The following is a 22,498-nucleotide window of genomic DNA, read 5'->3' as shown; positions in this document are numbered from 1 at the left end:
CTGACACACCATCGCCAGCAAGCCGGCTCCTACAAGGTTTTGCGTTGTCTATCAGAGGCGGAAGCCCTGATAGTTCTCGGTCCACTCTTGCTGCGCGACAAGGGCGGTTTTCAGTCGGCCGATCTGCTCGCGCACCTGTTGCGGCGCGGTACCGCCCCAGCCACTGCGGGCGGCGATGGCGGCTTCGAGGGTCAGGCTATCGCGCACCTCAGGTGTCAGGCGCGGATCGATCTCGGCCAGCAGCGCCGGCGAGGCTTCCCACAGTTCGATGTCGTGTTTCTCACAGGCCTGGACCAATGCGCCGGTGATTTCATGCGCTTCCTTGAACGGCACGCCGCGCATCGCCAACCAGTCGGCGACTTCGGTGGCAAGGGTGAAACCCAGTGGTGCCTGACGGCGCAGTTCTTCGACGTTGACCTTCATGGTCGCGACCATCCCGGCCATGGCCGGCAGCACCAGCAGCAGGGTGTCGACGCTGTCGAGCACGCCGTTCTTGTCTTCGCTCAAGTCACGGTTGTAGGACAGCGGCAGGGATTTCAGCGTCGAGAGCAGGCCGGTCAGGTTGCCGATCAAGCGGCCAGCCTTGCCCCGGGCCAGTTCGGCGATGTCCGGGTTTTTCTTCTGCGGCATGATCGAACTGCCGGTGGCGTAGGCATCGTCCAGCGCGACCCAGCGAAATTGTCGCGACGACCACAGGCAGAATTCTTCGGCGAGGCGGGAAATGTTGATCCCGAGCATGCTGGCGATAAACAGGAATTCCGCGACGTGATCGCGGCTGGCCACGGCGTCGATGGAGTTTTCGCACACGCCGCTGTAGCCCATTTCCTTGGCCGACTGCTGCGGCAGGCGAGCGATGGCGGAACCGGCCATGGCCGCCGCACCCAGTGGCGACAGCGAGGTGCGCGCGTCCCAGTCCACCAGACGCTGCACATCGCGCAGCATCGATTGGGCGTGGGCCAGCAAGTGATGAGCGAAGACGATCGGCTGGGCCTGTTGCAGGTGAGTGAAGCCCGGGCAGATGCTTTCGACGTGTTGCTCGGCCTGCTCCACCAGCGCTTGCTGCAAGGCCAGCACTTCAACGGCCAAAGTACGGACGTGATCACGCAGGAACAGCCGCAGGTCGTTGGCGGTCTGGTCGTTGCGCGAACGGCCTGCGCGCAACTTGCCGCCCAGTGCGCCGAGGCGTTCGGTCAGCAGGCGCTCGATGAAGGTGTGCACGTCTTCGTCGTCCAGGGTCGGCGCGATGCTGCCGGCACGGAAGTCATCACCGATGCGCTGCAGGGCGTCGAGCATGGTCTGGGTTTCCTGCTCACTCAGAAGACCGGCGCGCTGCAATTCCCGGGCATGCGCCTTGGAACCGGCGAGGTCGTACGGGGTGAGGCGAAAGTAGCGCTCGGGGCAACGGGACAGCGCCGCCAAGGCTTCGGACGGACCGCTCTTGAAGCGGGCACCCCAGAGACGGTCGGTGGTTTGAGACATTGTTGTTTTCCTCGTCGGTAACGCGAACTGATATCGGTGTGCAGAGCCTGAAACACTTCCCGGAAATTATTCGGGTGTGGTCATGGCCAAGCAGTGTTCAAGAGGGCAGTTGCTAAAGGGCGAGAACTGATCGAAGTGTCAGCTTTTAATAGTTCGAAATCAGTGAGTTGGCACTGATCGGCGGGATTTATTAACGGTTGCCAAGCCTTGTTTTCTGTGTTCATTATTATTAGCCAGCACTGTTTTTGTTGTTGGACACAGGTTGTTGAATAGGGCGCCAGAGGTAAATAAGCATTATGGAAACCCCACTTTCCAATTCCGGAAACCCGCCGTTAAAAACGGTACATCGGGCGCCGTTGGCCCTCAGCGGCCTGGACTTCAAACTGCTCAAAGTATTCAAGGCCGTGGTCGAGGCTGGCGGCTTCAGTGCGGCGCAGAATGAGCTGAACGTGGGCTTGGCGGCCATCAGCAAACAAATTTCCGACCTTGAGATTCGCATCGGCATGCGCCTGTGTACCCGGGGGCGGGAAGGGTTTCACCTGACCGAAGAAGGGCGCCTGGTGTATCAGGCGTCGATCGATTTATTTGCCTCGGTCGATAACTTTCGTGATCGGCTTAGTTCGGCGCAGAATGAACTTATTGGCGACCTTGGGGTGGGCGTCATTGATAATACAATTACGGACTCGAATTCTCCGTTAGTTGCGGCGCTTAGAAGGATAAATGAAGAATCGCCGAAAGTAAGATTTCAACTTCAGGCCTCCCAGTTAGATGAGGTGGAAAGAGGTGTGGTCGAGGGGCGGTTAGTGGCCGGGATCGTGCCGGTTTATCAAAAAAGAGAAGAGTTCGATTACTTCCCGCTGTATGAAGAACGCTCGTATGTGTATTGCGCCGTCGGTCATCCACTGTTCTCGGTGCCGGAGGCGGACATGGGCGGCAATGTGCTGCAGGATTTCGAGTGCATCAACCACCGCTACGCGATCCATCGGGACAAACTGAACTTTGCCCGCTACGACAGCTTTTCCGCTTCGGCGACTCAAGTGGAAGCTGTGGCGCTGCTGGTCAAGACGGGGCGTTTCGTCGGTTTTCTGCCCGAGCATTACGCGGCAAACCTGGTGGCTCAGGGACAGTTTCGGGCGGTGCGTCCGGACCTGATCAACATCGTCACGCCGTTCAATCTGATCCTGCGCCACAACACTGTGCGCAGTCCGTTGGTGAAGGCGTTTGCCCAGGCGCTGGGGGTGGATTTGAAGGCGCCGGTTTAACCTCAAACGTAGGCGTTCAAGTGTGGTTAACAGTAACTAAAGGACAATACATGGATACGCAGGAGCTACTGCAGGCTGCGATCTTTGATCTTGCTCTTCAGCAACATCGAAACCATCAAAAGATCGCAGCCTACGGCAGTTCCTACAAGGGCGGCGTGTGCAGCAATACGAAATCGTTCTTATCGAAACGTCCGCTCAATACCGGTGGCTGGGCACCCAGCGGAGTGCCTTGCAGGGCGTTGTAGTCGTTTCGGTCCATCATCAGCCAGGCCGGCCCCGAGAGGGCTTCCAGTTCCTGTGTCGATTCGGTGAACACCGGTTGAAAGTCCTGCTCGATATTGACCATGAACTTGATCGCCTTGGCGTCTTTGCCCATGCCGTGCAGCACCAACGGCGCCGGCGCTTTTTGAATCTCTGCGAACGCGGCTCGACTGAAGGCTTGCGTGTCGTAAAGCTGACGTTCGACCGGTTCATACACCAGGATATAAACCGACCACAGCGCCAGGACTGCGCAACAGGCCAGCACCTCGGCTCGCCAGTGAGCGCGGAACCAAGCCGCCAGTGTGATGACTTGCAGAGCCGCAAGCACGATCAATACCGGCACAAAGGCAGGAGGTTGTGCTGGCAGACGCCGCTGAATGATCAGCAATGCGACAATCAACACCCCTGGTATCACCAACCACAGCCCTTGCATCAAACCCCGCAACCAACCGAAAACCCGACCTTGCGCCACCTGAAACGGGTACGCCGCAATGATCGCTGCCATGGGCAGCATCGGCAGCAGGTAACGGGCCTTTTTCGCCTGGGGAATCGATAAGCCAATCATCACGATCAACCCGGCCGCCGTGCAGTATTGCAACAAGCGTAATGCCGGACCTGCCTGCCGTGGGTTCGTCAGCCAGACCGCGGCCAATACCAGCAGTGCCAATGGATAAGCGAGCGCATAGTTGCCAAACGAAGCGGTGAAGTAATACAGCGAACCACTGACGCCTTCACTGCCGTCCATGCGCCCCATGAACTGCATGCGCACCACGTCATGCATGAAGGCCGTTCCACCACTGGCTTCGGCCAGCCACAGCAGCGCGCCGACGCACACCACCAACAACACCGCCGCCAACAGGCCAAAACCGAACAACCGTGACCATTGGCGATTGAGCAGGTAGTAGCTGCACAACATACCGGTGGGGATAACCAGCCCGATCGGCCCGCGAATCCCGAAGCCCAACAGCAGCAGCACAAAAATCAGCGGCCACCGACGGGGCATCGCGAAATGATCGGCGGCGTACCCAAGGTAGAACACCGAAAAGGCCACGGCCGCCAGCATCAGGTCCTGGGACACGGCACGGGTTTCAGTGACAAATGTACTGGTGAGCAACATCAACGCGATGCTCAGCAGCGCCCAGCGTGTGGAGCAGGGCGCGACCAACCGGTACATCAACGTGACGATCACCGCAGCGCCGATGGCAGTCGGCAACCACGCGGTGAGGCTATTGACCTGACCGAACGGCAGGGACAACAGCCAGACAAACACCGTAGACAGCGCCGAGTAATCGGCATAGGGCTGGCCATAGGTGGTCGGGAAAAACGACGGCCCGTGGCGCAGCATCTCCTGGGCGAACAGCACGAACCGCGAATCGAAACCGATTGCTGTTTGCTGATAGACCCCTGCGATGAACAGCATGAACGTCAGCAGCCCGAGCCCTAAGGACTGCCGACGAATGCCGGGCGATACCGTACTCACGCGACGCCTGAGGCCGATGGCCATTGCTGAAGGGGAATTGGCAATTTGCGGGATTCACCACGGCCCATCGGGAAATACAGGAAGCCGCTGCGGGCCAGGCGCTCTGCGTCGTACAGGTTACGTCCGTCGAAAATCACCGGTGCATTCAGGCGTTGCTGGATCAGGTCGAAGTCTGGCGCCTTGAACTGCTGCCATTCGGTGCAGATGATCAAGGCGTCGGCACCCGAAAGGACTGATTCCGGCGTGCCCATGAGCATCAGCTTCGGTTCGTCAGGATAAAGGTGTTGGGTTTCCTGCATGGCTTCCGGGTCGAACGCCCGTACATTGGCCCCCGCAGCCCACAGCGATTCCAGTAGCACCCGGCTCGGCGCATCGCGCATGTCGTCGGTGTTGGGCTTGAAGGCCAGGCCCCAAACGGCGAAGGTCTTGTCGCGCAAATCACCCTTGTAGAACGCGTTGATGCGTTCGAACAATTTGTGTTTCTGCCGCTCGTTGATGGCTTCCACCGCTTGCAGCAGGTCGCTGTTGCAGTGGGCTTCTTCGGCACTGTGGATCAGAGCGCGCATGTCCTTGGGGAAACACGAGCCGCCGTAACCGCAGCCGGGGTAGATGAAGTGGTAACCGATACGCGAGTCTGCACCGATGCCCAGCCGTACCGATTCGATGTCGGCACCCAGGTGTTCGGCCAGTTCGGCGATCTGGTTGATGAAGCTGATTTTGGTCGCCAGCATGCAGTTGGCGGCGTATTTGGTCAGCTCGGCGCTGCGCAGGTCCATGAACATGACGCGGTCATGGTTGCGGTTGAACGGTGCATAGAGGTCGCGCATCACGTCGCGCACTTCATCGCCTTCACAGCCGATGATGATGCGGTCCGGGCGCCGGCAATCGGCCACGGCCGAACCTTCTTTCAAAAACTCCGGGTTGGAAACGATATCGAACTGCAGCTGACGGCCGGCCTTGAGCAGGTACTGGTCGATATGGGCGCGCAGCGTATCGCCGGTGCCCACCGGCACCGTGGATTTCTCCACCAGGATCACCGGCTGTTCACGATGACGCGCGACCGCTTCACCCACGGACAACACGTATTGCAGATCCGCCGAACCATCCTCCCGGGACGGCGTGCCGACGGCGATGAACAGCACCTGGCCATGTTGCACCGCGAACTTTTCGTCCGAGGTGAAGTGCAGCCGCTTGGCATCCAGGCTTTCACGCACCAGGCTGGCCAGCCCCGGCTCGAAGATGCTGACGTGGCCTTGTTGCAGCAACGCAACTTTTTTCTCGTCAATGTCCATGCACACTACGTCATGGCCGACTTCAGCCAGGACGGCGGCTTGCACCAGACCAACGTAACCGCTACCAAATACACTGATTTTCATGATGCACTCCTAAGTTCGGGCGCGCGAGCAGGTCGAGAATTAATAGTAATGACCCCCAGGATGACCAGCGCCACTCCCAGGGTTTTTGAAAGACTGAAGGATTCGTTGAACAGTGGCAGGCTGGCGGCCAGCACATACACCAGCGCGTAGCTGATGCTCAGCAGCGAATAGGCCCGACCCAGCGGCACATCCCGCAGGGCCGCGAGCCAGGTGAGCATCGACACGGCATAGGCGAGGATGGCGGCCAGTACGACAATCACAGCGGGCATATCGACGCTGCCGCTACTCAAGGCCGCTAACCACTGTTCGGGATGTGGCAAGCGAGTCATGCTCCAGCGCATGCCCAACTGCGCGGCGGTGCCCAGCACTACGCTGCCCATGGCAAAGGCGATTCCGCGACGCAGGCTCATGCGTGTTGTCCCAGCAACGCCACGCCACCAATCACCAGCGCCACGCCCAACCAGTGACGGCGGTCGATGACTTCGTGAAAGACGAAACGGGCGACCAGTGTGATCAGCACGAAATTCAGGCTGAGCATGGGATAGGCGATACCGACTTCGAGGCGCTGCAACACCAGCAGCCAGACCAGCAAGCCCAGCCCCAGAGAGGCGAGCGCCAGCCACAGCCAAGGCGAACGCAGTTTCTCGCCCCAACCCGAGGTCTTGCCACGCCAGCTTTCCACGGCGTACTTCTGGGCGATCTGGCCAAGGCAAGTCAGCAGGCAGGCGGTCAGGAGCAGCAACAGGCTCATGACGCATCCCGAGGGAAGATCAGGATCACCAGGTTGCCTTGTTCATAACGTTTGCCATCCTTGGGCAGCAGTTCGATTTCTTGCAGTTCGTCATCCCCTTTGACCCGCATCACCACGCCGACCGAACCACTCTGGCGCGCTTCGCGCATCCACTGTTGCACGTGCTCGAGATCGACCCGCTGCTGTATTGCATCTGGATCAGGATAGTCGAGGCCGTATTTCAATTCGCCTATCGTGTTGTACAACGCCACCTCCGGGCGTTTCAAGCGCCAGGCCAGGGCCGAGGCAGCGCCCAGGTCGTTGCTCAACAGCTTGTCGGTCTGCGCCAGTTCCGGGGCGTGCTGGAGGATGAACTGGTCGGGCATCTTGTTAGCCACCACCGAATCCGGCATGCCGGCCGGCAGCACGCCGATCAGCAGCAAACTGCCAAAAGCCGGTGCCGCCCAGCATTGCAAGGGACGGAAGGCCTGCAGCAGGTTGGCCATGATCCAGCCGATCAACCCGATGAACACCAATACCAGGTTGTGCAGTTCGTGGGTGTACAGCGGTTTTTTCAGTTGCAGATAAACCAGCGCAATCAGGACGATCAGGCCCAGCGTCATGTTCAGCAGGCCATTGATCCCCAGCACCCGGCCTTGTTCCAGCTTCAGTCGGTCCGCCAGGGCATGGCCCAGCAACAACGCCAGAGGCAGCAGGCAGGGCATGATGTAGGTCGGCAGCTTGCCGTTGCTCAGGCTGAAAAACAGCAAGGGCATCAGCAACCATAGCAGCAGGAAAGCGATGTTGGCCTGACGCCGGGTCTGCCAGGCCTGTTTCAGCGCCGATGGCAGCAACGCCGCCCATGGCAGGCTGAACGCCACCAGCAGCGGCAGGTAGAACCACCATGGCGCATCGTGTTGGGCGTCATCCCCGGCGAAGCGGCGAATGTGTTCGTGCCAGAAGAAGAACCGCCAGTAATCGGGTTCCTGCGCGTGCACCGCCAAGGCCCACGGCAGGCTCACCGCGATGGCGACGATAATCGCCACCGGGCCGTAAGTCAGCAGTTCCCGCCAGCGTTTCTGCCAGAGCACCCAGGGCAGGGCGATCAACACCGGCAACGCCCAGGCGAGGAAGCCTTTGGTCATGAAACCCATGCCGCAGGCCAGCCCCAGTACTGTCCAGCCGAGCAGACGCGGGCCACGGCTGGTGCTGTCCAGCGCAAACCACAAAGCCACCAGGCTCAGGTTTACCCAGAAGGTGAATTGCGGATCGAGGTTGGCGTAGCCGGCTTGCCCGGCGATGATCGCAAAGCTCATGTACAGCAGCGCACAGGCAAAACTCTTGCGCGGCTCGTTCCACAGCCGGTGAGCGATCAGGTAGCACAGCAACACGCTCAGCCCGGTGCTCAGCACCGAGGCAATACGTACGCCAAACAGATTGTCGCCAAACAGCGCCTGGCCGATAGCGATCATCCAGTAGCCCGCGATGGGCTTTTCGAAGTAACGCAGGCTCATGAAATGCGGCGACACCCAGTTACCGCTCAGGAGCATGTCCTGGCTGATCTGGGCGTAACGGGTTTCGTCGGGAATCCAAAGGCCGTGAGAGCCTAGCGGCAGCAGGTACGCCAGCGCCAGAACGACCAGTAATAACGGCAATGCCCAGGGTTTGCTCATGCGCCTTGAACCCCTAGCCAGCCTTCGCGACCCTCAAGAGTTCCGCGTACGACCCGGCCCTTAGGCAAGATGGCGGGGGCGTCGGGAAGCAAATTGCCCAAGGGTTGGAAATGAATATCACGTTGGCGAGCATCGGCCAATAATTGGCGAAAATCGTTGGCCATCAGAATCCCTTCTACTTCGGCATGGACAGTGTAGACATTGAGTTTTTGCGGGGAGAACCGCTCAAGAATGAAGGTGTTGAAGTCTTTGGCTGCAACGGTCGGGCCAACCACTTCGTCGAAGGTCGGCAGGTCCACCGGAATCTGCGGTGCGCCCAGACTACCATTGGTCAGGATTGGCTGGAACAGGTGCTGGCCCCGACAATCGCTGTTGTAGCGAAAGCCGAAACCTTGCTTGGCTTCGATCACACGCTCGTCCGCCCGCCAACCGGCGGAAGCCGAGCATTCGACTTTTTGGCCGAGGATGTCACTGAGGCTGTCGACGCCACGACGAATCTGCTCGATCAGTTGCGCCTGGCTCCAGCGTCCGGCATTGGCCTGCCAGCCGTGGTGATCCCAGGCGTGCAGGCCGACTTCATGCCCAGCCGCCTGGGCTTGACGCATCAGGTGCCCGAGGTCCCGACCGATCGGTTTGCCCGGCCACGCAGTGCCTGCCAACAAAATATCCCAGCCATACAGGCCGGCAGCGTTGGAACGAAGCATCTTCCAGAGAAACTGCGGACGGATAAGGCGCCACAAGTGGCGCCCCATGTTGTCTGGCCCGACGCTGAAGAAAAACGTCGCCTTGACCTGTGCTTCATCGAGTATTTCGAGTAACCGCGGCACCCCTTCACGGGTGCCTCGGTAGGTGTCGACATCGATTCGAAGGCCTGCCTGCATCAACGTTTTTTGTCCGCGATTTCGAGCATGGCCTCGCGCAGGAAGAAGTCCAGCGTATTGCCGATGGTTTCCTTCATCTCCACGGTGGGTGCCCAGTCAAGCAGACGCTTGGCGTTGGCGATGCTCGGTTTGCGGTGAGACACGTCCTGATAGCCAGTGCCGTAGAAAGCCTTGCTTTCGATATCGCGGAAACCGGCGAATGGCGGGAAGTTGTCGCGCAACGGGTGAGCTTCGAACTGACGCAGCAGTTCTTCGCCCAGCTGACGAATGCTGGCTTCGTTGTCCGGGTTGCCGATGTTGATGATCTGGCCGTTGCAGACATCGTTGTCGTTGTCGATGATCCGCGCCAGGGCTTCGACGCCATCGGCGATGTCGGTGAAGCAGCGTTTTTGTTCGCCGCCGTCGAACAGGCGAATTGGCGTGCCTTCCACCAGGTTCAGGATCAACTGGGTGATGGCCCGGGAGCTGCCGATACGCGCCGAGTCCAGACGGTCCAGGCGTGGGCCCATCCAGTTGAAAGGGCGGAACAGGGTGAAGTTCAGGCCTTTCTGGCCGTAAGCCCAGATCACTCGGTCAAGCAGCTGCTTGGAGATCGAGTAGATCCAGCGTTGCTTGTTGATCGGCCCAACCACCAGGTTGGAGCTGTCTTCGTCGAAGTTGGCGTCCTGGCACATGCCATAGACTTCGGAGGTCGACGGGAAGATCACGCGCTTGTTGTATTTGACGCAGTAGCGAACCAGCTTCAGGTTCTCTTCGAAGTCCAGTTCGAATACACGCAGCGGATTGCGGGTGTATTCGATCGGCGTGGCGATCGCCACCAGCGGCAGGACCACGTCGCATTTCTTGATGTGGTACTCGATCCACTCCGAGTGGATGCTGATATCGCCTTCGACGAAGTGGAAGTTCGGATGGCTGCGCAGGCGCTCGATGGCGTCCGAGCCGATGTCCAGGCCGTACACTTCATAGCGGTCGTCACGCAGCAGGCGCTCGGACAGGTGATTGCCGATGAAGCCGTTGACGCCAAGGATCAGCACGCGGGTGCGACGCGGTGCACGGCCCGATTCGGCGCCACGCAGCACAGAACCGTCGACCAGCCCCAGCTCATTGGCCAGTTGTGGACCGCTGAGGTACAGGCCGTTGTCGTTGCGTTGGCCGGCGTTGACCACCAGCGAGTCTTCGCCGCAGGCGATGCGCAGCGGATCGACGCTGATAACCCGGCCCGGTGCCTGGCCTTCGTTGCCCTTGACGACATCCGCGCTCCAGACAATCAACTTGTGCTCGCCCACGGCACAGAACGCGCCCGGGTAAGGTTGGGTCACGGCGCGGACCAGATTGAACAGTTCTTCGGCAGGTTTACTCCAGACCAGTTTGCCGTCCGCCGGGGTGCGACGGCCAAACACTGTGGCTTTGGATTCGTCCTGTGGGGTTTCGCTGATTTTGCCCTGAAGCAAGGCAGGCAAGGTGTCGCGCAGCAGATCGCTGGCGGCCTGGCGCAATTTGGCGTGCAGGGTCAGCGCGGTGTCGGCGCGCTCGATCGCTACCCGCTCCTGGGCAATGATGGCGCCGGCATCGGCACGTTTGACCATGCGGTGCAGGGTCACGCCGGTCTCGGTTTCACCGTTGACCAGTACCCAGTTGGCCGGTGCGCGGCCACGGTAGCGAGGCAGCAACGAACCGTGCAGGTTGAAGGCGCCTTTGCTGGCCGTGGCCAACAGTGGTTCGCTCAGCAGGTTGCGGTAGTAGAACGAAAACAGGTACTCGGGATTGAGTTTGCTGATGCGCTCGATCCACAGCGGGTGGTTGGCGTCTTCCGGAGCATGCACCGGGATGCCTTTACGGGCGCACAGTTGCGCAACCGAGCCATAGAACGCATTTTCCTTCGGGTCATCGGGATGGGTGAACACGGCTGCAATCTCGAAACCGCTGGCAAGCAGGGATTCGATGCCGGCACAGCCAATATCGTGATAAGCGAAGACAACAGCTTTTGCACTCATGAGAGAACCTGATCTGAAGAAGTGGAAGTGAGACCGTCAACGGTGACAACGGGGGCAGGAGCAGAAGGGGTGCTACGTAAAACTTTTTCGATAAAAAACCGTGGACGTGCCCGGACGTCGCTGTACATGCGACCCAGGTACTCGCCCAGCAGGCCCATGCCAATGAATTGCCCGCCGGTGAAAACGAACAGTACGGCGAACAGGACGAACGTACCGCCGCCCGCCCAACCGGCGCCGAAAGCCATGCGCAGCACAATCAACGCGATGGCGAACAGCACGCCTAGGCCGGCCATGCCGAAGCCGACGATGCTCAGCAATCGCAGGGGCGTGGTCGTCATGCAGGTGATCAGATCGAACATCAGGTTGATCAGGCGCATCGGGCTGTATTTGGATTCGCCGTGTTCACGCTCGGCGTGGGTCACCAGAATTTCCGTGGTGTGCCGGGCGAAGCTGTTGGCCAGGATCGGGATGAACGTGCTGCGTTCGCGGCAGGCGAGCATGGCGTCGACGATGGTGCGGCGGTAGGCGCGCAGCATGCAGCCGTAGTCGCTCATGGCAACACCGGTGGAGCGTTGCACGGCAAGGTTGATCAGCTTCGACGGCCAGCGACGCAAGGCCGAGTCCTGACGGTTGTTGCGCACCGTGGCGACTACGTCATAGCCCAGTTCGGCCTGAGCCACCAGCCGCGGGATTTCTTCAGGCGGGTTCTGCAGGTCGGCGTCGAGGGTGATCACCACGTCGCCCTTGCATTGTTCGAACCCTGCCATGATCGCCGCGTGCTGGCCGTAGTTGCGGTTGAGAATGACCGCCACCACCGGGCTGCCGTCGAGACTGGCCGCCTCCTCGAGGATTTGCGCCGAGTTGTCGCGGCTGCCGTCGTCGACCAGCACAATTTCGTAGTCATGGTGCAGTTGCTGGCACGCCGCTTCGGTGCGCCGGAGCAACTCGGGCAGACTGTCCTCCTCGTTATAGACCGGGATGACGATTGATACGCAACGGATCGGATAAGGTTTCACAGGCTTCTGTCCAGTGTTTTTTCAATGGCGCCGACGACACGATCGACATCATCGGTGGTCATGTCGGGGAACAACGGGATCGAACACAGCCGCGCCGAGTTCCATTCGGTGTTGGGCAGGTAGATGTTGGGGAAACGCTGCCGGTAGTAAGTGTGCAGGTGGGTGGCGATGAAGTGAATACCTGTGCCGATGTTCTGTTCCTGCAACGCCTTCATGAACGCCTCGCGATCCAGCCCGCAACGTTCGGCGTCGATGCGCAGGATGAACAGATGCCAGGCGTGCTGTTGCGCATGGGCCGGAATGGCCAGCGGTTGCACCGGCAGGCCTTCAAGGCGTTGCAGGTAGGTCTGGGCCAGCTCTGTGCGCTTGGCGTTGATCGCGTCCAGGCGTTCCAGCTGAACCAGGGCGATGGCGGCATTGATGTCGGCCAGGTTGTACTTGAAGCCGGGTTCGATCACCTGGGCCTGGGGTTTGCGGCCGTGGGTGAGGCGGTCGTAGGCGTCGACGCCCAGGCCATGGAACTTGAGCATGCGTACCCGATTGGCCAGGGCTTCATCGTCGCTGACGAACATTGCGCCCTCGGCGCAGGTCATGTTCTTGATCGCGTGGAACGAGAAGATCGCCGTGCCTTGGGCGCCGACATGCCGACCTTTATAGAAAGTGCCCGCCGCGTGAGCCGCGTCTTCGATGACGGTGATGCCATGTTTGTCGGCCAGAGCGTAGAGCGGATCGAGGTCGAATGCCGCGCCGGCGTAATGCACCGGAATGATTGCCTTGGTGCGAGGCGTGATCGCCGCTTCGATGCTCTCCAGGTCGCTCATCAACGTGTCGCGGTCAACGTCGACGAAAACCGGCGTCGCACCGAGCAGGCAGATCATGTTGGCGGTCGACACCCAGGTCTGGGACGGAGTGATGACTTCGTCACCGGGACCGATACCCAAGGCCAACAAAGTAATGTGCATGCCACCGGTGGCCGAGGACAATGCGACGGCATGCCGACAGCCGACATAGTTGGCGAAGTGTTCTTCCAGTTGCTGGTTTTTCGGCCCGGTAGTGATCCAGCCAGAGCGCAGTACTTGCTCTACCGCAGCAATTTCTTCATCGCCGATACTCGGGCGAGAGAAGGGGAGAAACGCCTGACTCATGGGCACCTCGGAACTGAAAAAAAATTAGACTATCAGGCTTGAACGTTGGATCCAACATCAGCGTAGACGCTAAAACAAAAGCGGCATCAAGCAGTTGCCAGTAATTTGTGACAAATTACATCGGTTGACTTTGCTTGTCATGCCCGACGGGTTGGACGCTATCAAGACGCCATCTGTGATCCGTTGAGGGTAAGCGCGATTTTGTGAAAGGAACATGAAAAACCGGTAGGTGATTCGTTTTATTTCAAGCCCATACAGGCACTGTTCAGGCTTCTACCGGCTCATCGCATTTTTTGTAGGGAAAGGCGTACAGAAGTGTCTGCCTTGATGGACTTGCGCTGCATTGCTTAGTTGTTTTTTTGAATTGTTATATTCGGGGGCGATTTCGTTTCTCGCCCGTTACCGATTCAAAAGCTTAAGGTTCGCTCAGTACATGAGCATGGCCGATGGTCGACACATGAACCTCGCTCCCAGCGGGTGGCGCATGCATGCCGGAACTGCGCACCAGCAATGAACGCCCCGGACGGTCATCAGCGTTCAACGTCTGCAATTCCACGGTCAATGTGCAGGTATTACCGCCGAAGTCGCATTCGGTGACCACGCCGCGACAGCCGTCCTGTTGCTCCAGGCCGTGGGGCGCGCTGATCAGCTGAAGTTGCTCGGGGCGCAGCATGATTTGCGCTGATCGGTTGTTTCTGTGGTTGTTGACCGGTATGCGACCCAGATCGCAATGAGCCCAACCCGCTTCGATTCTGGCCGGCATGACCACGGCATCCCCGAGAAACAGGGCGGTTTGTTCATCGGCGGGATAGCGGTAAAGGTCCAGCGGATGTCCGGATTGCACTAGCCGGCCCTGACGCATCACCGCCAACTGATCGGCGAATGACAACGCTTCACTTTGATCGTGAGTCACCAGAATGGTCGTGACACCGGCGTCAGCCAGAAGCCTTGCGACCAATTTGCGCATGGCGGCGCGCAAACCGGTATCGAGTGCCGAAAACGGCTCGTCCAGCAACATCAGCCGTGGTTGTTGCGCCAGGGCCCGGGCCAGCGCGACACGCTGTTGCTGGCCGCCGGAGAGTTCGTGCGGCCAACGATTGGCCATACTCGAGTCCAGTGCCACGCTGTCCATCAACTCGGCGACACGTTCCTGTTTGGCAACGCCCTTGGCCGCCAGCCCGAAACCGATGTTGGCGGCTACGGTCATGTGCGGGAACAGCGCACCATCCTGCGGAACATAGCCGATCAAGCGTTGATGCGCGGGGACCTCGCGGGTGCCGTCGACCAGCATTTGACCATTGAGCGCAAGGCTGCCCGAGTCCGGAAACTCGAAACCGGCGATCATTCGCAGCAAGGTGGTCTTGCCCGAACCGGACGGGCCGACGATCACCGTACGGCTTCCCGTCGGCACCGACAGGCTGATGTTCTCCAGGGCTCGGTGAGAACCGTAGGACTTGCAGATCGAGTGGAGTTCAAGAGCGTTCATCGGCCAGCCGTGCGTTTGGATTGATGGTAAAGAAGTCCGGTTAACGGAAGCGACAGCAGAATCATGAGCAAGGCATAGGGCGCCGCGGCGGCATAGTCGATTTCACTGGTCATTGCCCAGAAACCGGTAGCCAGGGTGCGCGTGCCATTGGGGGCGAGCAGCAGGGTGGCGGTCAACTCATTGCTGACCGCCAGAAACACCAGCGCAGCGCCGGCGGCAGCACCGGGTGCGGCCAGGCGCAGAGTGATCAGCCACAACGCCCGACCAGGCGAACGGCCGAGGCTGCGCGCCATGTTCTCCAGTTCCACCGGCGCCTGGGCGATGCCTGCGCGCAAACTCACCAGGGCGCGGGGCAAAAACATCAGTAAATACGCCAGCAGCACCGTGATGGTGGTCTGGTAAATCGGCCGGGCAAAATGAATCGTCAGCGTTACCAGCGCCAGCGCAACGACAATCCCCGGCAACGCGCTGGTAATGTAGTTGCAGCTTTCCAGCACACGTTGCAACGGGCCCGGTGAGCGAATCGACAGCCAGGCGATCGGGATGGCCGCGCATGTGGTAATGAGCGCGCCGGCGGCCCCGAGCATCAGCGTCTGCTCCAGCGCCGGCAGCAGTTCGCTCAGGTTCCAGACTTGCGCGCCACCGTCGATCAGCCACTTGCCAAGGGTGATCAACGGCACACCGAGTGCCAGCACACAGGTCATGCCTTGCAGCGTCAGCGCGAGCAGGGTGGTGCGCAACTTCAAGCGCACAATCCTTTGTTCGCGCGCGCTTCCCGACCCGACCCGGGCGTAACGCGCCGTGCCGCGAGCAGCCGACTCGGCCGTCAGCATGGCCAGGCAGCAGAGCGCGAGGACGCCGGCCAGCATATTGGCGGCAGGCCCGTTGAAGGTGGACTTGAACTGATCGAAGATGGCCGTGGTGAAGGTGTCGAAGCGAATCATCGCGTACAGACCGTACTCGGCCAGCAGGTGCAGCCCCACCAGCAAGGCACCGCCGCAGATGGCCAGGCGCAACTGCGGCAGCACCACGCGAAAGAACACTGCCCAGGGCTTGAGCCCCAACGACTCGGAGACATCTTCGATGGCCGGATCGAGCCGGCGCAAAGTCGCTGCTATCGGCAGGTAAAGAAACGGGAAATAGGCGATGACCGACACCAGAACGCCGGCAAACAGCCCATGAATCGGTGGCACCAGACTGACCCACGCATAGCTGTGCACGAATGCCGGCACCGCCAGCGGCGCCGTCGCCAACAGCGACCACCAGCGCCGCCCCGGCAAGTTGGTGCGTTCCGTCAACCAGGCCAGCGCCAGACCCAGTGCGATGCACAAGGGAATGGTGAGCACCACCAGCAGCACGGTGTTGATCAGCAACTCGCCGACGCGTGGGCGCCATACCAGCGTCACCAGCGTCGCCCAGCCAGTCTGCACCGATACGCCGATCACGAAAGCAATCGGCAGCAACGCCAGCAACGACATCAGCACCGACAGGCTAATCACCCAGGCGCCGCCGCGGCCCGAGAAGACGCCGCGAGAGCGTGCGCGCAAGTTTACAGAGGACGCCGCAGCGACCTCTGCCGGTAGCGTTTCAGGCAACAATTAGAGCAACCCGGCCTGGGTCATCAGCTCAACCGCCTTTTTGCTGTCGAGTTTCGAGACGTCGACAGTCGGAGCGTCGAGTTGCTGCAGCGGCACCAGTTTCGGATTGGACTCTGCATTCTTGCCCACGGCGTATTCAAACGAGTTGCCGTTCTGGAGGATCGCCTGGCCGTCTTTGCCGGTAATCCATTTCAGGAATGCCTGAGCCTGTTCCTTGTGTTGACTGGAGGCCAGGACGCCACCGCCGGACAGGCTGACAAAGGCACCTGGATCCTTGTGTTTGAAGTAGCTCAGCGAGGTGTTCTTGCTGTTCTCGCCGGTCTTGGACTGATCGACGAAGCTGTAATAGTGATAGATCACGCCGCTGTCGATCTGACCGGCATTGACCGCCTTGAGCACGGCGCTGTTGCCCCGGTAGGCGGTGAAGTTGGTTTTCATGGCTTTCAGCCAGTCGAGGGTGGCGGCTTCACCCTTGAGTTCCAGTACCGCTGCGACGATGGCCTGGAAGTCGGCACCGGCTGGCGAAGCGGCCCAGCGACCTTTCCAGTTCGGTGCGGCGAGGTCCATCAACGATTTTGGCAAGTCTGCTTCAGCCAGCTTGCTTGGGTTATAGACGAACACCGTGGAGCGTGCGGCAATCCCTACCCATTTGCCATGCGCCGGACGATAGGCCGCGCCCACTTGTTCCAGCGTGCTCGGCGCAACCGGTGCAAACAGCCCCGCGTTGTCGACCAGCACCATCGCCGGGGAGTTTTCGGTCAGGAACACGTCGGCCGGGGAGGCTGCACCTTCCTGCACGAGCTGATTGCCCATCTCGGTGTCGTCGCCATTGCGCACGGTCACTTTGATGCCGGTTTCCTTGGTGAAGCCTTCGACCCAGGATTTGGTCAGGCTTTCGTGTTGAGCGTTGTAGACCACGATACCCTCCGTCTGCGCAGCGGCATACACGTGACCGGCGCTGAGGAAAGCAGTGGTCAGCAATGCGTTTTTAAGGAACGAGGGGATACGGGAAATCATTCTGTCGACGGCTCCTGTTTTTTTAGTCAACACGCGCAGATTCATTATTGGAACAATGCGAATCATTTGCATGTTTGAGTCGCCGCGAATGTAGAGCGCCAAATGAGAAAAAAACGTCAAAAAAATCGTAAATAGATGTCATTTCACTGTCGACGGAAAACTTGAGCCGACACGGTGGTGGGCAACTTTCAAACGATATCTTCGATCGGAGTGTGGCTTTGAGCCCCTTGGCTGAACTTTGGCCTGGTCTGAGGTGACGCCGGGCTCAAGGCTTATAACGCATCATGGCAATGGTCACGCGTGTTCCTGTCTGCGGCGTACTTTGAACCGTCAGATGTCCACCCAGTCTTTCGACAATCCGCTTGCAGTGGGCAAACCCAAGCCCGAACGACGATGATTGCGACCGTGCGGCGTCGGCACGGAAAAACACTTGCCCCAATTGCCGGAGTTCTTGCGTGGACATGCCTGCACCGTTATCGGTGATCCTGATGATCAAACCGCTGCCCGGTTGTTCGTCCAGCGTGACGTCGACGGCGCCGCCGGCCGGGGTGTACTTGATGGCGTTGTCCAGCAGGTTGCCAAACACCACCTCCCACTGTTCCGGTCCTCCGGCGACTTGGGCCTGATAATCCTCCAGCAGATGCAGGGAGAGACTGAGACCTTTGAGTTCGGCAGCCTTGCGCCAACGCTCGACAGCATTGAGTGCATTGTCATTCAACCCACTTGCCTGCCCGGCAATCTCGGCGGTGCCCTCCAGTTGCGCAAGGTCCAACAGGCCGAGAGACAGGCGCTTGAGCACCTGCATTTCGGCCAGCACATCACGACAGGTCTGGGCGTAATCTTCGGCGTGCCGTGGCCGCGCCAGAATGACCTCCAGCGCAGAGGTCACGGCAGCAATCGGCGTCTTCAGTTCATGGGAGGCGTTGGCGATAAACAGCCGTTGATGTTCCAGCACCTCCTGAACCGCCGCTTCCATTTGCGCGTAGCTGTCGAACAGCAGTTTTTCTTCCGCCGAGTGCGCCTCGAACACCACCCGGCGGGTGAATTCCGGCGGCTTCAAGGTGCGCAGTTGTCGAGCGAAATGGCGAAGGTTGCGGGTGGAGAGCGATACCACGATAAAACTGCCAAGCGTCGTCAACAGCAATATCCCTATCGCGGCCAGCGCCACCACCCGTTTGAAGGCGTCGACCGCATTGAGCACCGGTTGCGCGTTGGTGGCCACCAGCAGCCTGGCTTTCAGCGGGCCTTCGGGGCTCGCGCGCTCAAGGTCGCCCATCTGTGCGATCCATTTCTCGTGACCGACATCGAACAGGAACGTCTCTTCGTCGCCCGCGCGAACCTGACTCATGGCCTCGCGAAGCGCTTTGCGCATTGACGGCGTTGGTCCCCAGGATTCTTGCAGCATCTCACCCGATATCGATGACAAGTCAAAAAACAGGTCGTGATCGTGATCCAGTTCCGAGGCGAATTCACCCTGGCGCTGATAGACCAACTGCGCGTTTTCGACGCTGATCAGCGACTCGATGACGTCCGACTGGGTATCGAGATGGTGCCGCAGTTCATCGAGCCGGGTGGTTTGCACCCAATGACTCAGCCACACATAGCCGACGAGCAACACACACGCCTGAACCACGAACAGCGTGAGCGCGATTTTGATGTTCAGTGCCAGGTTACGCCACACGAAGGATCAACCCTTTGCCGCGAACGGTTTCAATCTCGACGTCGGCCCCAGCCAACTTGCGTCGCAGGCGATTGAGCAGCACGTCCAGGCTGTTGCTGTCCGGCTCGCTGTCGAAAGGGTAGAGCAACCCCAGCAATACCGTGCGGGTCTGCAACTGATTCGCCTTGCCGGCCAGCGCCACCAGTAGATTGTATTCCATGCCCGTGAGATCCAGCGGACGGTCGCCGATGCTGACCCGCAAGGTGTCGAGTTCGATGTTCAGATTGCCCAGTGTCAGCGATTTCGAGCCACGGGCGATCGAGCGCCGATAGAGGGCATTGAGCCGCGACACCAATTCGATCATTTCGAAAGGTTTGCTCAGATAATCGTCGGCGCCGCGATCCAGGCCCTGCACCCGATCCACTACTTCGCTTCTGGCCGTGACCATGATCACCGGCACGTCGTTGCCCTTGCCGCGCACCATGCTGAGTACTTCCAGACCCGATATCTGCGGCAGCATCCAGTCCAGCACCAACACGTCGTATTCACTGGCATCGGCATAGTACAAGGCCTCTTTGCCGTCCCTGGCCAGATCCACCACCCAGCCTTCTTCCTCAAGCCCGCGCTTGATGCTGTTACCCAGCAGGGCATTGTCTTCGGCCACCAGAACCTTCATCGCTCGCTTCCTGATCAGGCATTGCAGGCGTGCATTCATTGCATGTCCGGCACGCACTGGCAAGCCGTCGCACAGCCATGTGACTTCGTTAACAAGCGGTTCATTTTCGCTTCTTTAGACTGCCCGCCAGTGGTGAGCGAGCCCTTCGGCTTCGATTCGCTTTTCAGTCCCTTTTCTGGATTTCTTCCATGAGCCTTTCCAGTCGACGCCTGTCGTTCATCCTCCTGACGGGGCTGCTGGCCTGTCTGGTGGCTGCGACATTTTCCAGCCTGGCCACTCATGTGCGCTTCGGGCTGGAGTTTCGCGGTGGTTACGAGATTTATTACGTTGTGAACCCGGCACCGGGCAAAACCCGGCTCGCCAAGGATGACTTGTTGCAGACGGTCGCGATCCTGAGTAAACGCGCCGACAGCATTGGTATTACCGAACCGGACATCCGGGTCGAGGGCGCCAACCATATTCGGGTGAAACTGGCAGGCCTGACGTCCGCCGAAGAATCACGCTCGCTGCTCGGAAGTTCGCAGGGGTTGCCCACGCAGCTGACCGAGAAATACACCCAGACCGTCGGCAGCGTACTCGGCAAAACCGCGCTGGCGGAAACCGTTCAGGCAGGTTTGATCGGCATCGCCTGTATTTTCCTGTTGCTGGTGGGGCTGTACCGCACTGCCGGTTTGATCGCCGCGTTTTGTACGCTGGTCTACCTGTGGCTATTGCTGATTGTGTTCACCGCCTCGGGTGCCACCTTGTCGCTGTCGGCGGTGGTCGCGTTTGTGCTGGGCATTGGCATGGCGGCGGATGCGAGCATCATTTGCCTGGAACGTATTCGCGAGGAAATCGACCTTGGCCGGTCTCTGCGCGAAGCGGTGGATAACGGTTTCAAAGGCTCGCTGCCGACGATACGTGATGCAAACCTGGTGACCGTGCTGGCGATGATTGCCTTGTTCGCGGCCGGCATCGGGCCGATTCAAGGATTTGCGCTGACCATGCTGGTGAGCATCGTGATCAGTGTCGCCACTAACTTCTTGCTGATTCGCCAGCTGATGCTGTGGCTGGTCGATACCCAGTGGGTCAGCCAGCGTTGGTTGATCGGCAAGGGCAAGCCGCGCGCCACCAAGGCTCGCCGTTTCAACTTCGTGGGTCTGGGTAAAACGGCGATTGTGGTCTCGTTGCTGACCATCGTTTCCGGCTCGCTGTATTACCGCGCTCACGGCCTGAACCTGGACATTGATTTTACCGCTGGCACTGCGCTGGACATCGACGTCGACCGTGCGATCACTCAGGAAACCGCCACGCAAATCATGACCGGGGCGGGCACCATCCCGGCCACCGTGGCCGTGGGCGGTGCACAGAATCAGCACATCGCCGTACGCTTCGATGAAGTGCTCAAGCCCGCTGATCTGAAGCAGATCATTACTGCGTTCAAGGGTAAGTATCAGACCGTAGAGTACGAGGAAAACACCGCAGACCCGGGCGTTGCACGGGATTTTGCCACTCGGGCCATTTATGCGGTGATTGCGGCATTCGCCAGCATCGCAATCTATATCGGCCTGCGTTTCTCCTGGGCCATCGCCTTGGCAACCTTGCTGCCGATCGTTCAGGACATCCTCATCGTTTCGGCAATCTTCTCGCTGTTCAAGTTCGAGATCGACGTCACTTACATCGCTGCATTGCTGACGATCATCGGCTATTCACTGAACGACAAGATCGTGATCTTCGGACGCATTGTCGAAAACGTGAAAAAGTCCCCGCCGGTGGATGCGCTGGCCTTGTGGAGCCTGATCAACCTGAGCATCAGCCAGACCCTGAGGCGTTCGCTGTACACCGTGCTGACAGTGGTGATGGCGTCGACCTGCCTGTATCTGTTTGCCTGCGAACCGTTGCAGATGTTCTCGCTGGCTCTGGTGCTGGGTCTGATATCCGGCGCGGTGTCGTCGATTTTCATGTCCAGCGCTATCTGGCTGACGCTTTCCCGGCGAAGCTTTCGGGTGGCGAAGGTTGGTTCAACATTGAAACTCAGCCCCAAGCGTGTCCCGCATCTGGCGTCCACGCCGTTCCTGGGGGCACTGCTGTTCGTCTGCACGGTCGGCGTCGGTGGGTGGTTCTGGGTGCCGGCTCAGGCAACGGCCGGTAAAACGACGGTGAGCGCCTCGACGGTGACCGGTTCCCTTGGCGATTTGTCGAGTTTCCGGACGATTACCGTAGACACTGCCCGTTTAGTGGACGCCGGCGACCTGAAAGCAGCCAAGGCTCGCATCACCGATCTGGAAACAGCGTGGGATCAAGCCGAAGAAACCTTGCAGCCGAAGTCGCCGGCTGACTGGACTTCGGTCGATAAATCGATTGACCGTGCACTGTCCCAACTGCGCTCCGGCAACCCGGATCCGCAAGCCTGTGCCGAAGCCTTGAAGACTCTGCTGGCCAAGTTTGATAGCAAGCAGATCAGTGCCGCCATCCCCGTAGCAGCCACTCCCGCCGGGTCGATGGGCGATCTGTCCTACCTGATGGCCATCATTACCGACACCAAAAAGCTACTGGGCAGTGGCGACATGAAAGGTGCAAGGGCCAGGATCACTGACCTGGAAAGTGCCTGGGACCAAAACGAGGAACAACTGCGACCGATTGATCCTGAAGGCTGGACCTCCATCGACAAGTCCCTGGACCGGGCGTTGAAGCAAGTCAGAACCGGGTCGCCGGATCTGACTGCGTGTACTGAGGCGCTGGAAACCCTGGCGACGAAGATCGACAGCAAGCGCCTGCACTGACA

Annotated in this window: 17 protein-coding genes; 2 read left to right on the top strand and 15 right to left on the bottom strand. The window is 59.7% G+C overall.

The genetic code is table 11. The annotated features are described in order from the left end of the window. Window positions 1-51 precede the first annotated feature (51 nt). On the bottom strand, window positions 52-1,479 hold the full coding sequence (argH, locus tag AC07V0_RS00840; protein ID WP_138867517.1) for an argininosuccinate lyase: 1,428 nt from the start codon (window positions 1,477-1,479) through the stop codon (window positions 52-54). Between the two features lie 296 nt (window positions 1,480-1,775). On the opposite strand from argH, the gene AC07V0_RS00835 reads away from it, so the two are divergent. After that, a complete protein-coding gene (locus AC07V0_RS00835; RefSeq protein WP_495019280.1) occupies window positions 1,776-2,741 on the top strand; it encodes a LysR family transcriptional regulator in 966 nt (321 codons plus the stop codon). 142 nt (window positions 2,742-2,883) lie between these two features. Here AC07V0_RS00835 and AC07V0_RS00830 read toward each other — a convergent pair whose 3' ends face one another. The 14 genes from AC07V0_RS00830 to AC07V0_RS00765 form a co-directional block, all read right to left on the bottom strand. Further along, complete coding sequence (locus AC07V0_RS00830) at window positions 2,884-4,506, bottom strand: ArnT family glycosyltransferase (protein WP_495019279.1); 1,623 nt, start codon at window positions 4,504-4,506, stop codon at window positions 2,884-2,886. Further along, window positions 4,479-5,858 carry a UDP-glucose dehydrogenase family protein gene (locus AC07V0_RS00825; RefSeq protein ID WP_018925828.1) on the bottom strand — a complete coding sequence of 460 codons (1,380 nt, stop codon included), beginning with the start codon at window positions 5,856-5,858 and terminating at the stop codon, window positions 4,479-4,481. Before AC07V0_RS00825 ends, AC07V0_RS00830 begins: the two co-directional genes overlap by 28 nt. Continuing rightward, the gene (arnF, locus tag AC07V0_RS00820; RefSeq protein WP_019578860.1) at window positions 5,855-6,268 is read right to left on the bottom strand and encodes a 4-amino-4-deoxy-L-arabinose-phosphoundecaprenol flippase subunit ArnF; all 414 of its coding nucleotides are present in this window, start codon (window positions 6,266-6,268) and stop codon (window positions 5,855-5,857) included. Before arnF ends, AC07V0_RS00825 begins: the two co-directional genes overlap by 4 nt. Then, window positions 6,265-6,609: a 4-amino-4-deoxy-L-arabinose-phosphoundecaprenol flippase subunit ArnE gene (gene arnE, locus AC07V0_RS00815; protein ID WP_018925830.1), complete on the bottom strand. Its 345-nt coding sequence runs from the start codon at window positions 6,607-6,609 to the stop codon at window positions 6,265-6,267. The genes arnF and arnE overlap by 4 nt, the downstream gene beginning before the upstream one ends. Continuing rightward, a complete protein-coding gene (gene arnT, locus AC07V0_RS00810) occupies window positions 6,606-8,261 on the bottom strand; it encodes a lipid IV(A) 4-amino-4-deoxy-L-arabinosyltransferase (protein WP_495019278.1) in 1,656 nt (551 codons plus the stop codon). The genes arnE and arnT overlap by 4 nt, the downstream gene beginning before the upstream one ends. Continuing rightward, window positions 8,258-9,142, bottom strand: a complete 885-nt coding sequence (gene arnD, locus AC07V0_RS00805) for a 4-deoxy-4-formamido-L-arabinose-phosphoundecaprenol deformylase (RefSeq protein WP_064617800.1) — start codon at window positions 9,140-9,142, stop codon at window positions 8,258-8,260. Before arnD ends, arnT begins: the two co-directional genes overlap by 4 nt. Continuing rightward, window positions 9,142-11,136 (bottom strand): bifunctional UDP-4-amino-4-deoxy-L-arabinose formyltransferase/UDP-glucuronic acid oxidase ArnA, encoded by a 1,995-nt coding sequence (arnA, locus tag AC07V0_RS00800; RefSeq protein WP_018925833.1) that lies wholly within the window; start codon window positions 11,134-11,136, stop codon window positions 9,142-9,144. Before arnA ends, arnD begins: the two co-directional genes overlap by 1 nt. Continuing rightward, window positions 11,133-12,152: an undecaprenyl-phosphate 4-deoxy-4-formamido-L-arabinose transferase gene (gene arnC / locus AC07V0_RS00795; RefSeq protein ID WP_018925834.1), complete on the bottom strand. Its 1,020-nt coding sequence runs from the start codon at window positions 12,150-12,152 to the stop codon at window positions 11,133-11,135. Before arnC ends, arnA begins: the two co-directional genes overlap by 4 nt. Further along, complete coding sequence (gene arnB / locus AC07V0_RS00790) at window positions 12,149-13,297, bottom strand: UDP-4-amino-4-deoxy-L-arabinose aminotransferase (RefSeq protein WP_018925835.1); 1,149 nt, start codon at window positions 13,295-13,297, stop codon at window positions 12,149-12,151. The genes arnC and arnB overlap by 4 nt, the downstream gene beginning before the upstream one ends. Before the next feature lie 415 nt (window positions 13,298-13,712). Continuing rightward, window positions 13,713-14,783, bottom strand: coding sequence for an ABC transporter ATP-binding protein (locus tag AC07V0_RS00785; RefSeq protein WP_018925836.1), 1,071 nt, complete (start codon window positions 14,781-14,783; stop codon window positions 13,713-13,715). After that, entirely contained in the window at window positions 14,780-16,378 is a 1,599-nt protein-coding gene (locus tag AC07V0_RS00780) for an ABC transporter permease (RefSeq protein WP_111453405.1), read from the bottom strand. The genes AC07V0_RS00785 and AC07V0_RS00780 overlap by 4 nt, the downstream gene beginning before the upstream one ends. 3 nt (window positions 16,379-16,381) lie before the next feature. Then, window positions 16,382-17,398, bottom strand: a complete 1,017-nt coding sequence (locus AC07V0_RS00775) for an iron ABC transporter substrate-binding protein (RefSeq protein ID WP_495019277.1) — start codon at window positions 17,396-17,398, stop codon at window positions 16,382-16,384. A gap of 265 nt (window positions 17,399-17,663) precedes the next feature. Next, window positions 17,664-19,079, bottom strand: coding sequence for a sensor histidine kinase (locus tag AC07V0_RS00770; protein WP_495019276.1), 1,416 nt, complete (start codon window positions 19,077-19,079; stop codon window positions 17,664-17,666). Next, window positions 19,069-19,734, bottom strand: a complete 666-nt coding sequence (locus AC07V0_RS00765) for a response regulator transcription factor (RefSeq protein WP_495019275.1) — start codon at window positions 19,732-19,734, stop codon at window positions 19,069-19,071. The genes AC07V0_RS00770 and AC07V0_RS00765 overlap by 11 nt, the downstream gene beginning before the upstream one ends. Window positions 19,735-19,922: 188 nt before the next feature. On the opposite strand from AC07V0_RS00765, the gene secF reads away from it, so the two are divergent. Then, complete coding sequence (gene secF / locus AC07V0_RS00760; protein WP_495019274.1) at window positions 19,923-22,496, top strand: protein translocase subunit SecF; 2,574 nt, start codon at window positions 19,923-19,925, stop codon at window positions 22,494-22,496. Window positions 22,497-22,498 lie beyond the last annotated feature (2 nt).

The organism is Pseudomonas sp. GW821-FHT01E10, assembly GCF_059422365.1.
The sequence above is the reverse complement of the archived record's forward strand: the minus strand, read 5'-3'. Positions and strand labels throughout refer to the sequence as shown.